Origin of the sequence: Klenkia terrae, from assembly GCF_037083865.1 — a bacterium.
Lineage (GTDB): Bacteria > Actinomycetota > Actinomycetes > Mycobacteriales > Geodermatophilaceae > Klenkia > Klenkia terrae.
This window is the reverse complement of sequence record NZ_JBAPLV010000049.1, coordinates 1-12,468: the sequence shown is the minus strand read 5'-3', so window position 1 is coordinate 12,468 and position 12,468 is coordinate 1. Positions and strand designations below refer to the sequence as shown.

Genomic DNA, 12,468 nt, shown 5'->3' with positions numbered 1-12,468 from the left:
AGCACCCTCCGCCCTGAAATCACACCCGTGTCATTCGGACTTACTCATCTAGGGCCCCTCACGGCAGCACACCTCGTCAGAACGGAGGCGGATCGGCTGCCGGGTCGTAGGGCGGTGGCGGCTCGGTCAGCAGATCCAGAACTTCGCCCATGGCCGGTGGCCGGGTTATGCGGGTGGTACCGCCGGGGGTGGTGACGTGCAGGGTGCCGTCGTCGTCCATCTCGAAGCGCCAGCCGGGTGCGTGGGTCTTCAGCCGATGATGGCGGCGGCAGAGCATCGCCAGGTTGCCGACGCAGGTGGGTCCGCCGCGCTCTGGCTTGTGGTGGTCGTAGGGGACGACGTGGTCGGCGTCGCAGGACCTGGCGACCTGCCGGCACCCTGGGAACCGGCAGTGTCGGTCGCGGGCGCGCAAGTACCGGTACTGGGCGGCGGTCGGACCGTAGCCAGCAGCTGGAGGGGGTGGACCGACGCCGCGGCCGGCCTTGGCGGCGGCGACCAGTTCCTCGGGGGTGGCCACGGCCAGCAGCCGGCCGCGATCACCGGTGATCGTGAACGCCAGGTCGCCGCCCTCGGGATGGGTGAGCCCCAGGGCGTCGATCCAATGCAGTAGCGACCGCACCGCGGCCGGGGTCACCGGCAGCCCGCCGATGTGCCCGACCCGGCTCCCACCGTCGGTCACACCGGCCGCCGGGGCGCAGATCGCCTCGCCTTCGGTTGCCTCGCATTCGGTTGCCTCGACTCCAGGTGCCTCGTCTCGGGGCGCCTCGTCCTGCGTCGCCTCGTCGCCGGGGACGGTGTCGTCGGCTGTCGCCGACCCGGCCTCGGCCGGGGCGGTGGGGAGGAGGTCGGCGAGGTCGGCGTTGATGGTCAGGTGCGCGACCGCCGGGTCCTGCTGGACCCAGGGCCGGGTGATCAAGGTGGCCACCAGGTCGGTCTCGATCTCCCCGGTGCGGCGGTCGTCCCCGTCGGCCTTTCGCTCCCGTGCGAACGCGCCGAGCTGCGCCTTGACCAGCTTCGCCGTGGCCGCCTCCATCCCGGTCACCCGCACGTCCGCCAGTCCGTCACCGGTGCTCTGCACCCGCACCCCGGCCTCCCGCTTCCGCAACTCCCGCCGCCGGTCCGCCGCTTCGGGGTCCGCAGCGATCAGTGCGGCTTCGACCCGACCCCGCAACGTCGACGGCGCGCACCCGGCCGCAGCCCACGCCACACCGCGGGCAGCGACCGCATCGACGATCGCGTCGTCGACCGGGCCGCCCCACGAACGGGCCTGGTAGCGCAACGCCCGCACGATCGCCTTGGCGCGGGTCTCGTCGATCCGCTGATCAGCCAACGCCTCCCACACCGCCGTCAGCTGCCGGACCAGGGTCAGGTCGTCGTCCACCAGATACCGAGCCGATCCCACCGACATGTTCAGCAGCACCGCGACCTCGTCGGGCAAGAAGTCATCCGCCACCTGCAGCGACGGGTCATCATCGGTGTCCGGCCTCGTGTCGGTGCGGGCACCCGGCGCGAACGGCAGCGGCTGGCGGGCGCCCAGGGTGGCTTTGCGCTCGATCAGGCCGGCGCGGTACGCGGCCAGGGCCGACATCTGCTTCTGCACCGACGCCAACTCGGCGTCCAACTCAGCACCGGACAGCCCGGCGGCAGCAGCGAGCTCGGTCAGCCGCGGCACCGGCGCGGAGTCGACGGGCACGGCGGTGACGTAGGGGGTCACCTCCACCCGGAACCGTCGCGCCGTCGCTGTCATGGACGTAGTCCACCAGAGGGGTACGACAGTTCTGTATTCCTCATCAAGCCTCTGAGCAGGCAATACGGGGTGACCAGACAGCTGCGGATGGTCACGCGCGCCACGTCCCCGGGCGCGGCTGGCAGTCAGCCGGATCGCACGGGTAGGCCGGATCCCAGGGATGGGTCCCGTCCTGGTGCGCCCACGCGAGCTGGTAGGCCGGCACCGAGAACTCGTCCGGCCGGCGGTAGTGCCGGTTCGCGGCGAAGAGGATCTCGGCCGGGTTGGGCAGGTGCTCGACGACCAATCCGTCGGGTCGGTCGGGGAACACGACGAGCTCCCCCGGGATCAGGTCCCGACCGTCGACCACCAGGTCCGCAACCCGCTGCAGCATCGCGTAGGCGTCCTCGGGTCCCACCCCGACCACGACGAGTTCGGGGTGCCCCAGGCCGAACAGGCCCACGGTGTAGCCGAACGGCGGTTCGTCCGCCTCCTCACCGCGCCCCACGTACTGCACCGTCCAGCGGTGGATTCGGATGAGCTGCGAGCGATCGGTGTCCTCCTGGTCGAGCCAGGCTGTCTCCTGCGGTGTCGTCATGGCGGGACCATCGGGGCGACCCCCGACGTATCCGGGCGGTCAGACCCGCCCCTGTGGACGGCGGCCCTCGTCCACAAGGTCGGTTGACCGTGCGGTCGATCCGTGCCGCCCTCCCGCGACGACCGCCGCCCGGCCGGTCAGCGTCGGACGACCCCGACGACCCGCTGGCACACCCACGCGCCGATCCCGGTCCCGACCGCGACGAGCGCCGCGCCCACCGGCCAGAGCCCGTCGCCGTCCGGCGCGGATGCGGCCGACACCGCCCAGGCCACCGTGAAGACGACCGGGACGACGGCGACCAGCCACGCCGGCCCCCGCCACGCTGCAGCCAGTCCCAGCAGCAGGAGCAGCGCGCCCGCCAGCGCCACCTGCCAGACCGCGTAGGGCCCGGAGACCTGACCGGTGGTCGCGTCGACGTCGTACCCCGTGTCCCACCCGAGGACGGCGAGGTGGACGGCCGCGGTCAGCGCGGCGAGCACGACGACGGCCGCCGCCGTGGGCAGCCGTCTCACCTACCGTCCTCGGCCGCCCTCTTGCGGCGCTTGCCCTCGTGCATCGCGGCCACCCGGGCGACCGGGATGGTGTGGCCCTCGGCGACCAGGTCGGCCGGCAGGGCCTGCGGGTCGGGCAGCGCGTCGGCCCACGGGTCGCCGGTGATCCGGTCCGCGGCGTCGGTGACGGTCACCCCGCGCGGCGTGGCCCCGTCCAGGTCGTCCCAGCCCACCGGCGCCGAGATCGGCAGGCCCGGCCGGGCGCGGGGTGAGTAGGCGACGGCGATCGTGCCGCGGCCCGAGCGCGTCGAGTCCACGAACACCCGGCCGCCCCGCTCGGTGACCACGTACTCCGTCGTCGCCACCTCGGGGTCCAGCGCCGCGGTGCGGGCAGCCAGCGCGCGGGTGGCCGCGGCGACGTCCTCGTGGGAGGACCCGTGCACCGGCACCACCAGGTGCAGGCCGCTGGACCCGGTCGTCTTCACCGCCGCCGCCAGCCCCGCGTCGGCCAGCGCGCGGCGGGCCAGCCGGGCCACCGCGACGACGTCGGCGAACGCGCCGTCCTCGGGCGGGTCCAGGTCCAGCACCAGGCCGGTGGGCTCGGCGAACGCGCCGTCCACGACCGGGGAGAACGGCACGTGCAGCTCGACGGCCCGCTGATTGGCCAGCCACAGCAGGGTGCGACGGTCCTCCACGAGGACCTGATGCACCTCGCGCCGGGTGCGGTCGGACCAGGTGGCCACCGTGCGCACCCAGTCCGGCGCCCCCTTGGGGATGTCGCGCTGCACGAACGCCGCCGCCCCCGGGCGGATCCGCACCATGGTCAGCGGCCGGCCGGACAGCAGCGGCACCAGCCGGTCGGCGAAGGCGTCGTAGTGGTCGGCCAGCGCCCGCTTGGTGACGCCCAGCCCGTCGCCGACCTCGGCGTCCAGCGAGGAGAAGGACACCCCGTCGCGTTCCTCCCGGGCGGCCATCAGATGTCGTAGACCGCGAGCGGGCCGACCAGCTCGGACGCCGGGAAGACCGCCGCGGCATCGGCCAGCTGCGCCTGCGGGTCGACCCAGGACGGCACGTGGGTCAGCAGCAACCGGCCCACTCCGGCGTCCCGCGCGTGCTCCCCGGCCTCCCGGCCGGTCAGGTGCAGGTCGGCCGGCAACCCCGGGACGTCGGGGTGCGCGGCCTCCGCAAGCAGCACGTCCGCGCCCCGGGCCAGCTCCACCACGGCCGGGCAGACCCCTGTGTCGCCGGTGTAGACCAGCGACCGACCGCCGGCGGTCAGGCGGAACGCGTAGCACTCGACCGGGTGCGCGGTGCGGGCCGTCTCGACCCGGAACGGTCCCAGCTCCCAGGACCCCGGCCCGATGCCGAACACCTCGAACACGTCGTCGATCGGCCCGTCGGACAGGTCGTAGGCCAGCCGCAGCCGGCGGTCGGCGCCCACCGGCGCGTACAGCGGCACCGGGCCGCGCGTGGTCAGCCCGGAGTACCGGCGCCACACCACGAACGGGGCGACGTCCAGGCAGTGGTCGGCGTGCAGGTGGGACAGCAGGACGGCGTCGACGTCGTCGGGCGGCAGCACCTTCTGCAGCGCGCCGAACGCCCCGCTGCCCAGGTCCAGCACGACCCGGTACCCCTCGTGCTCCACCAGGTAGCTCGACGCCGGCGACTCGGGACCGGGCCCGGACCCCGAGCAGCCGACGACGGTGAGCCTCATGCCGGCAGCACCGTGTCCACGACCGGGCCGAGGAACCGGCGGCCCAGCCGGGCGAACGGCTCGGGGTCACCGGTGGCCAGGAAGGCGTGCGGCGGCGGCGCCGCGTCGTCGGGACGGAGCAGGTCGGCCCCGGTGAGCACCCGGTAGACGTCCTGGGCGGTCTCCTCGGCGCTGGACACCAGCGTCACCTCCGGGCCGAGCACCAGCGAGAGGACGCCGGTCAGCAGCGGGTAGTGGGTGCAGCCGAGCACGACGGTGTCGACGTCGGCGGCCAGCAGCGGCTCGAGGTAGGACTGCGCCAGGCCCAGCAGCTGGCGGCCGCTGGTGACCCCGCGCTCGACGAAGTCGACGAAGCTCGGGCAGGCGGTGCTGGTGACCGTGATGTGCGGGGCAGCGGCGAAGGCGTCGGCGTAGGCGCCGGAGGTGACGGTCGCCGTCGTCCCGATGACGCCGACCCGGCCGGTGCGGGTGGCCGCCGTCGCGCGCCGGACCGCCGGCAGCACGACCTCCACCACCGGCACGTCGTAGCGCTCCCGGGCGTCGCGCAGGCAGGCCGCGCTGGCCGAGTTGCAGGCCACCACCAGCATCTTGACCCCGGCCTCGACCAGGTCGTCCATGACCGCCAGGGAGTGCCGCCGGACGTCGGCGATGGGCAGCGGACCGTAGGGCCCGTTGCGGGTGTCCCCCACGTAGCGGACCGCCTCGTGCGGCAGCTGGTCGAGGATCGCGCGGACCACCGTCAGCCCGCCCACCCCGGAGTCGAAGACCCCGAGGGGCGCGTCGGCGCTCGGCGAGGTCCCCACCGGGGAAAGGCTAGTGCGCCCCCGCCGGACCGCGTAGCACGGTCGCCGCGGGCAGCAGCAGTCCGTCGCCGGACCAGCGGGCCCCGGCCAGGTCCCGGACGACGAGCTCGGCGTCGGTGGCCAGCGCCTCCTCGCCGATGCCCAGCACGCGGCACCCGGCGGCCTGCCCCGCGGCGATCCCGCTCGGGCTGTCCTCCAGCACCAGCGCCTCCGCGGGGGTCAGCCCCAGGCCGCGGGCCGCGGCGAGGTAGCCGGCCGGGTCGGGCTTGCCCACGGCGACGTCCTCGGCGGCGACGAACACCTCGGGCACCGGGATGCCGGCGGCGGTCAGCCGCGCGGTGGCCAGCGCCCGGGTGCCGGAGGTGACGACGGCCCAGGTGCCCGGCGGCAGCATGGCCAGCAGCGCGGGGACGCCGGCCATGGCAGCGACCAGCTCGGCGTCCTCGAGCTCGTAGGCGTCGACCAGTGCCGTCGCCTCCACCCGCACGTCCTCGGGGACCAGCAGCGCCACGGTGTCCGCGGCCCGCCGGCCGTGCACGATCGACAGCGCCCGCTCGGGGAGCACGTCGTAGGCGAGGGCCCACCGGCTCCAGGCGTTCTCCACGGCGGTGATGCTGTCGACCAGCACGCCGTCGTTGTCGAACAGCAGCCCCGTGGCCGGGACGTGCAGGTCGGGGGCGAGCGCGGTGCCGTCGCTCAGGCCCACAGCTGGCCCTCCAGGGCGGCCGTGGCCTCGTCGAGGGTGCCCGCGTAGGCGCCGGTGGACAGGTACTTCCAGCCGCCGTCGCAGACGATGAAGCAGATGTCGGCCTTGCGCCCGGCCACCACCTCCTTGTCCGCGATGCCCAGCGCCGCGTGCAGGATCGCCCCGGTCGAGATCCCGGCGAAGATGCCCTCGCGCTCCACCAGCTGGCGGGTGCGGTGCACGGCGTCGTCGGGCCCGACGGAGAACCGGCTGTCCAGCATCGAGGGGTCGTACAGCTCGGGGATGAACCCCTCGTCGATGTTGCGCAGGCCGTAGACGAGCTCGCCGTAGCGGGGCTCGGCGGCGATCACCTGCACCTCGGGCTTGTGCTCGCGCAGGTAGCGACCCACGCCCATGAGCGTCCCGGTGGTGCCCAGACCGGCCACGAAGTGCGTGATCGAGGGCAGGTCGGCCAGGATCTCCGGGCCGGTGCCGGTGTAGTGCGCCTCGGCGTTGGCCGGGTTGCCGTACTGGTAGAGCATCACCCAGTCCGGGTTCTCGCCCGCCAGCCGCTTGGCCACCGCGACCGCCTCGTTGCTGCCGCCGGCGGCCGGGGAGCTGATGATCCGCGCCCCGTACATCTCCAGCAGCTGCCGCCGCTCGATCGAGGTGTTCTCCGGCATCACGCAGATCAGCCGGTAGCCGCGCTGGCGGGCGACCATGGCCAGGGAGATGCCGGTGTTGCCGCTGGTGGGCTCCAGGATGGTGGACCCGACCTGCAGCCGGCCCTCCTTCTCGGCCGCCTCGATCATCGCGATCGCCGCCCGGTCCTTGATGGAGCCGGTCGGGTTGTGGTCCTCGAGCTTGGCCCACAGCCGGACGTCGGCCGTCGGGGACAGCGACGGCAGCCCCACCAGGGGCGTGCCGCCGAGGGAGTCGACGAGGGATGCGAAGCGGGCCACGGTGGGACCTCCTACGGGTGGGTCAGCCGCCGGCGACGGCGGGCAGGATGGTGACCGAGTCGCCGTCCTTGAGCTCGGTGTCCAGCGCGCCGGTGAACCGGACGTCCTCGTCGTTGACGTAGACGTTCACGAAGCGGTGCAGCTTGCCCTCGTCGGTGACCAGGCGGCCCTTGATGCCGGGGTGCTGGCCGTCGATGTCGTCGACGAGCGCCGACAGGGTGCTCCCGGAGCCGGAGACGATCTTGTTGCCGCCGGTGTGGGTGCGCAGGATGGTGGGGATCCGGACCTCGATGGCCATGGTGGTGCCTTCCGTGGGGGTGGGGACGCCTCGCGCAGCACGCAGCGGGGCCGGTCACTACAGGGCGGAACGGTCAGCACCTGACCCGCATTCCACCCGGCCCCCTCGCAGGGGCCCACGGCGTGCGGAGCGCGTCGTGGGGGGCGAGGGGGTCCTTCCGTCAGTCGTAGACGACGGTGGTCGGCGTGTGGCCGAACAGGTAGGACTCGACGACGTCGACGTCCTCCTCGGTGACCTGGCCGTCGACGATCCGGAAGCTGCGGAACTCGACGTCGTCCCCGGCCAGGCCGGTCTGCTCGCCGTGCTCGCGGGTGGAGACCAGCACGTAGTGCGCGAAGGGCTCGGACGCGTAGCTGATGTCGGTGCGCGAGGGGTAGGCCTCGGTCGCGGTGTGCGAGTGGTAGACGACGACGGGGACCTCGTCGCGGTCGTCCATCTCCCGGTAGAGCCGCAGCAGGTCGCCGCTGTCGAACTCGTAGAACGTGGGCGAGCGCGCCGCGTTCAGCATCGGGATGAACCGCTCGGGCCGGTCGCTGCCCTCGGGGCCGGCGACGACGCCGCACGCCTCGTCCGGGTGGTCACGCCGGGCGTGCGCCACGATCGCGTCGTAGGACGCCCGGTCGATGCGCAGCACACCGGGGAGTCTACGGCCAGGTCGGCCGGCCGACCGCGGTGGCCGGTACCCGACCGCGCCAACCGGTACGGTCCCGGATCGTGGTGCGCTCGTGGTGATCCAGGTCCTGATGGCCGTCGGTGTCGTGGTGCTGGCCCTGCCGGCGCTCGTGCTCGGCGGCAGCCGGCTGAACCGCCGCGGCCCGCGCAGCCTGCGCACCCCGGGCGGGACGACGTCGGAGTTCGTGGTGGTGCTGGTCGGCCGGGTGCTGGGGCTGCTGCTGATCCTCGTGCTGTCCACCCTGGTGCTGGTGGCCACGATCGGCGCCCTGGTGAAGGACCTGCACGACCTGCCCAGCCTGGTCTACGTGGCCTTCGTGCTGGACCTGCTGCTGGCCGCGCTGGTGGTGCTCACCTCCGGCGCCCCGCGCCGGACACGAACGCGTCGACGAGGGACCCCTGCACGGCGGTGAGCCAGTGGTAGACCGACATCTGCTGCGACCCGTCCTCGGGGTCCGGCGGACCGGTCTCGGCGGTGATGCCCAGCCGGGTGCCCAGCGCCAGCCGCAGGTCGTTCGTCGTCCGCAGCCAGGCCCGGGCCTGGTCGTCGTCGAGCCGGACGTCGCCGCCGTCCGCGGGCACCGTCGCGCGGACCAGGGCCAGGTCACCGGCCTTGCCCTCCCGGAGCGCGGACTCGGTGAGGTCCCGGTAGTCGCGGGCGATCTCGGCGTCGGTGGCGTGCCCCGCGGGGAACAGCCGGGCGCGGACCGGGTCGGCCGGGACGTCGACGGCGTCCTCGTCGAGCAGCTGGTCGAGCTGCTCGAGCAGCAGGCCGAGGATCTCCGACTCCTGCGCCGACAGCCCGGCCACCACGTGGTCGCCGCGCCGCCGGAAGGGCTTCACGCGTCCCTCTGGTAGCTGGCCCACAGGCCGTAGGCGTGCAGCCGGCTGGTGTCGTGCTCCATCTTCTCGCGCGGACCCGAGCTCACGATGGCCTTGCCCTCGTGGTGCACCTGCAGCATCAGGGTGCTCGCCTTCTGCTCGTCGTAGCCGAACAGGTCCTGCAGCACGAACGTCACGTACGTCATCAGGTTGACCGGGTCGTCCCACACCACGGTCACCCACGGGCGGTCGAGCTCGTGCTCGGCGTCCGTGGCGGTCTCGGTCGTCCGCTCGGGCGCCATCGGTCCGGCCACGCCGCCCACTCTAGGCTGCCTTCCCATGCCTCCCAGCCCGGCATTGCTGACCGACCGGTACGAGCTGACGATGCTCGCCGCCGCCCTCGCCGACGGCACCGCCGACCGCGACTGCGTCTTCGAGGTGTTCGCCCGCCGCCTCCCCCACGGCCGCCGCTACGGCGTGCTGGCCGGCACCGGCCGGCTGCTCGACGCCCTCGCGGACTTCCGGTTCGGCGACGAGGACCTGGCCGCCCTCCAGGAGCAGGGCATCACCGACCCGGCCCTGCTGGCCTGGCTGGCCGACTTCGAGTTCGCCGGGGACGTCGAGGGCTACGCCGAGGGCGAGCTCTACTTCCCCGGCTCCCCCGTGCTCGCCGTCCGGGCGCCGTTCGGGCAGGCGGTGCTGCTGGAGACCCTGGTGCTGTCGGTCCTCAACCACGACAGCGCCATCGCCTCGGCCGCGGCGCGGATGGTCGGCGCCGCCGGCGGGCGCCCGTGCATCGAGATGGGCTCGCGGCGCACCCACGAGGAGGCCGCGGTCGCCGCGGCCCGGGCGGCCTGGCTGGTCGGGTTCGCCTCGACGTCGAACCTGGCGGCCGGTGCCCGCTACGCCGTGCCGACGGCGGGCACCAGCGCGCACGCCTTCACGCTGCTGCACGACGACGAGGCCGCCGCCTTCCGCGCCCAGGTGGACACCCTGGGCACCGGGACGACGCTGCTGGTGGACACCTACGACACGATGCAGGGCATCCGCACCGCGATCGAGGTGGCCGGCACCGAGCTGGGCGCCGTGCGGCTGGACTCCGGCGACCTGGGGCTGCTGGCCGTGCAGGCCCGCGAGCTGCTGGACTCCCTCGGCGCGCACCGCACCCGGGTCACGGTCACCAGCGACCTGGACGAGTACGCCATCGCCGCACTGGCCGCCGCCCCGGTCGATGGCTACGGCGTGGGCACCTCCCTGGTCACCGGCTCGGGCTCCCCCACCGCCGGCATGGTCTACAAGCTGGTCGAGCGGGACGGCGTGCCGGTGGCCAAGACCGCCGAGGGGAAGCGCTCGGTGGGCGGGCGCAAGTCCGCGGTGCGCCGGCACGACGGCTCCGGCACCGCGACCGCCGAGGTCGTCGTCCCGGGCGCGATCAGCCCTCAGGACGGTGACCGCGGTCTGGTCGTGCCGCTGGTGCAGGCCGGCGTGCGGGTCACCGACGCGGACCCGGCGGCCTGGCTGCGCACCGCGCGCGGGCACCACGAGAAGGTGCGGACGGCGCTGCCCGCCGAGGCCTGGTCGCTGTCCCGCGGCGAGCCGGCGATCGATACGGTCGACCGGTGACCAAGGCGCTGATCGTGGTGGACGTGCAGAACGACTTCTGCGAGGGCGGCAGCCTGGCCGTCGCCGGCGGCGCGGCCGTCGCGCGGGCGATCACGGCGCACGCCGGGCAGGGGCTCGAGCGCGGGGAGTACGCGCACGTCGTGGCCACCCGTGACCACCACGTCGACCCGGGCGACCACTTCTCCGACAGCCCCGACTTCCTGGACACCTGGCCGCGGCACTGCGTCGTGGACACCGACGGCGTCGAGCTGCACCCGGCGCTGGACCGCGGCACGCTGCAGGCCGTCTTCGACAAGGGCGAGCACGCCGCCGCCTACTCCGGCTTCGAGGGCGCGGCCGACGGCGTCGGGCTGGCCGACTGGCTGCGCGGGCACGGCGTCGACACCGTCGACGTGGTCGGCATCGCCACCGACCACTGCGTCCGGGCCACCGCGCTGGACGCCGTCGCCGAGGGCTTCGCGACCCGGGTGCTGCTGCCGCTCACCGTCGGCGTCGCCGAGGGCACCACGGCGGCCGCGCTGGACCAGCTGCGCACTGCCGGCGTCGAGCTCACCGGGGAGCCCCAGCGCTTCTGAGCTAGCCGGCGTCCAGGACCTCGTCGCGGGTGAAGCCGAGGACCTGCAGGACGGCGTCCAGGTAGGGCTGGTTGAGCGCCGTGTGCGCCTGCTCGCGGACGAACGGCTTGGCGTTGAACGCGATGCCGAGCCCGGCGGTGGTCAGCATGTCCAGGTCGTTGGCGCCGTCGCCGACCGCGACCGTCTGCTCCAGCGGGATGCCGTGCTCGGCGGCGAACCGGGCCAGGGCCCGGGCCTTGCCCGGGCGGTCGACGATCTCGCCGACCAGTCCGCCGGTCAGCACGCCGTCGGCCACCTCCAGGGTGTTCGCCGCCGCGAAGTCCAGCCCCAGGGAGGCGGCCAGCGGGTCGGTGATCTGGGTGAAGCCGCCGGAGACGATGCCGCAGCGGAAGCCGAGCCGCTGCAGGGTGCGGATCAGGGTGCGCGCGCCGGGGGTGAGCACCAGGTGCTCGCGGACCTCGTCGAGCACCCCCACCGGCAGGCCGGCCAGGGCCGCCACCCGGGCGCGCAGCGACTGCTCGAAGTCCAGCTCGCCGTTCATCGCCGCCGCGGTGATCCGGGCGACCTCGGCGGCCCGGCCGGCCCGGGCGGCCAGCTCGTCGATGACCTCGCCGCGCACCAGCGTGGAGTCCACGTCGAGCACGATCAGCCGCTTGCTGCGCCGGGCCAGGCCGACCTGCTCGACGGCGATGTCCGCGCCGGTGGCCGCGGCCACCGCCCCCAGCGCCGCCCGCAGCGCGCCGGCCTCGGCCCCGGACACTGTCAGCTCGAAGCTGGTCACCGGGTAGTCCGACAGCCGCCGGATGGCGTCGATGTTGCCGCCGACGTCGGCGATGGCCCGGGCTGCGCCGCCGACGGCGTCCGGGGGCACCGGGCGGCCCAGCACGATCACGTGGTGCCGGCGCACGCCGTCCAGGCCCAGACCGGTGGCCCCCGCCGCCGGCTCGACCAGCACAGCCACACCGGTCGCCGTGCCCACCTCGGCCGCCAGCGGCGCCAGCCGGGCGACCAAGGCGGCGTCGTCGGTGCCGCCGTGCTCGTGCACCACCACGCCGAGCACCAGCTGGCCGTGCACGACCACCTGCTCGGCGTCGACCACCTCGAGCGCAGGCACCCCGGCCAGCGCGGTGAACAGCTGGGCGGTGACCCCGGGGCGGTCGGCGCCGGTGACGGTGAGCAGTGCGCCGGCGTGCGGCACGTCGTCCCCGGGGACGTCGGGGGCGTCGGCGGCGGGCAGGTCCTGGGCTGGGCCGGTCACGCCCGTCATGGTGCCGCAGACGCAGGACGCCCCCTCGGCCGGGCCGAGGGGGCGTCCTGGGTGCGTCGTGGCTACAGCGGGTCGGGGTCGTTGGCCCCGGCGCGCTTGCCGGTGCCGCTGAGCAGCTCGCTGGCGTACGGGTCGTGCTTCTTCCCCGCGTGCGCCTCGGCGTCCAGGCGCTCCTTGAGGTGGGGGTAGTGCAGCTCGAAGGCGGGGCGTTCGGAGCGGATGCGGGGGATCT

General features: G+C 74.3%; 16 protein-coding genes. 3 read left to right on the top strand and 13 right to left on the bottom strand.

What is annotated here, in order from left to right:
- Positions 1-76: 76 nt before the first annotated feature.
- The 10 genes from UXQ13_RS23170 to UXQ13_RS23125 form a co-directional block, all read right to left on the bottom strand.
- A complete protein-coding gene (locus tag UXQ13_RS23170) occupies positions 77-1,714 on the bottom strand; it encodes an HNH endonuclease signature motif containing protein (protein WP_336393076.1) in 1,638 nt (545 codons plus the stop codon).
- A gap of 124 nt (positions 1,715-1,838) precedes the next feature.
- Entirely contained in the window at positions 1,839-2,324 is a 486-nt protein-coding gene (locus UXQ13_RS23165) for a DUF4262 domain-containing protein (RefSeq protein WP_225232550.1), read from the bottom strand.
- A gap of 137 nt (positions 2,325-2,461) precedes the next feature.
- The gene (locus tag UXQ13_RS23160; protein WP_336393075.1) at positions 2,462-2,836 is read right to left on the bottom strand and encodes a hypothetical protein; all 375 of its coding nucleotides are present in this window, start codon (positions 2,834-2,836) and stop codon (positions 2,462-2,464) included.
- A complete protein-coding gene (locus UXQ13_RS23155) occupies positions 2,833-3,789 on the bottom strand; it encodes a DNA polymerase domain-containing protein (protein WP_225232552.1) in 957 nt (318 codons plus the stop codon). The genes UXQ13_RS23160 and UXQ13_RS23155 overlap by 4 nt, the downstream gene beginning before the upstream one ends.
- Positions 3,789-4,529: an MBL fold metallo-hydrolase gene (locus UXQ13_RS23150; RefSeq protein WP_336393074.1), complete on the bottom strand. Its 741-nt coding sequence runs from the start codon at positions 4,527-4,529 to the stop codon at positions 3,789-3,791. The genes UXQ13_RS23155 and UXQ13_RS23150 overlap by 1 nt, the downstream gene beginning before the upstream one ends.
- Positions 4,526-5,332 (bottom strand): glutamate racemase, encoded by an 807-nt coding sequence (murI, locus tag UXQ13_RS23145; protein ID WP_336393073.1) that lies wholly within the window; start codon positions 5,330-5,332, stop codon positions 4,526-4,528. The genes UXQ13_RS23150 and murI overlap by 4 nt, the downstream gene beginning before the upstream one ends.
- Before the next feature lie 10 nt (positions 5,333-5,342).
- Positions 5,343-6,038, bottom strand: a complete 696-nt coding sequence (locus UXQ13_RS23140; protein ID WP_336393072.1) for an HAD-IA family hydrolase — start codon at positions 6,036-6,038, stop codon at positions 5,343-5,345.
- Positions 6,029-6,979 carry a PLP-dependent cysteine synthase family protein gene (locus UXQ13_RS23135; protein WP_336393071.1) on the bottom strand — a complete coding sequence of 317 codons (951 nt, stop codon included), beginning with the start codon at positions 6,977-6,979 and terminating at the stop codon, positions 6,029-6,031. Before UXQ13_RS23135 ends, UXQ13_RS23140 begins: the two co-directional genes overlap by 10 nt.
- A 22-nt stretch (positions 6,980-7,001) precedes the next feature.
- The gene (locus UXQ13_RS23130) at positions 7,002-7,277 is read right to left on the bottom strand and encodes a MoaD/ThiS family protein (protein ID WP_225232557.1); all 276 of its coding nucleotides are present in this window, start codon (positions 7,275-7,277) and stop codon (positions 7,002-7,004) included.
- Positions 7,278-7,437: 160 nt separating this feature from the next.
- On the bottom strand, positions 7,438-7,911 hold the full coding sequence (locus UXQ13_RS23125; RefSeq protein WP_336393070.1) for a M67 family metallopeptidase: 474 nt from the start codon (positions 7,909-7,911) through the stop codon (positions 7,438-7,440).
- 91 nt (positions 7,912-8,002) lie between these two features.
- On the opposite strand from UXQ13_RS23125, the gene UXQ13_RS23120 reads away from it, so the two are divergent.
- Entirely contained in the window at positions 8,003-8,362 is a 360-nt protein-coding gene (locus tag UXQ13_RS23120; RefSeq protein ID WP_336393069.1) for a hypothetical protein, read from the top strand.
- On the opposite strand, the gene UXQ13_RS23115 is transcribed toward UXQ13_RS23120, so the two are convergent.
- Positions 8,301-8,792 carry a DUF2017 family protein gene (locus UXQ13_RS23115; RefSeq protein ID WP_336393068.1) on the bottom strand — a complete coding sequence of 164 codons (492 nt, stop codon included), beginning with the start codon at positions 8,790-8,792 and terminating at the stop codon, positions 8,301-8,303. The genes UXQ13_RS23120 and UXQ13_RS23115 overlap by 62 nt on opposite strands.
- Positions 8,789-9,085 carry an ATP-dependent Clp protease adapter ClpS gene (clpS, locus tag UXQ13_RS23110; RefSeq protein ID WP_225232561.1) on the bottom strand — a complete coding sequence of 99 codons (297 nt, stop codon included), beginning with the start codon at positions 9,083-9,085 and terminating at the stop codon, positions 8,789-8,791. Before clpS ends, UXQ13_RS23115 begins: the two co-directional genes overlap by 4 nt.
- Before the next feature lie 25 nt (positions 9,086-9,110).
- Between clpS and UXQ13_RS23105 the strand changes: the two genes are divergently transcribed.
- Positions 9,111-10,394, top strand: coding sequence for a nicotinate phosphoribosyltransferase (locus UXQ13_RS23105; RefSeq protein WP_225232562.1), 1,284 nt, complete (start codon positions 9,111-9,113; stop codon positions 10,392-10,394).
- Entirely contained in the window at positions 10,391-10,969 is a 579-nt protein-coding gene (locus tag UXQ13_RS23100; protein ID WP_336393067.1) for an isochorismatase family protein, read from the top strand. Before UXQ13_RS23105 ends, UXQ13_RS23100 begins: the two co-directional genes overlap by 4 nt.
- Position 10,970: 1 nt before the next feature.
- Here the strand turns inward: UXQ13_RS23100 and serB are convergent, their stop codons facing one another.
- Positions 10,971-12,227, bottom strand: coding sequence for a phosphoserine phosphatase SerB (gene serB, locus UXQ13_RS23095; RefSeq protein WP_225232564.1), 1,257 nt, complete (start codon positions 12,225-12,227; stop codon positions 10,971-10,973).
- Between the last annotated feature and the right edge of the window lie 241 nt (positions 12,228-12,468).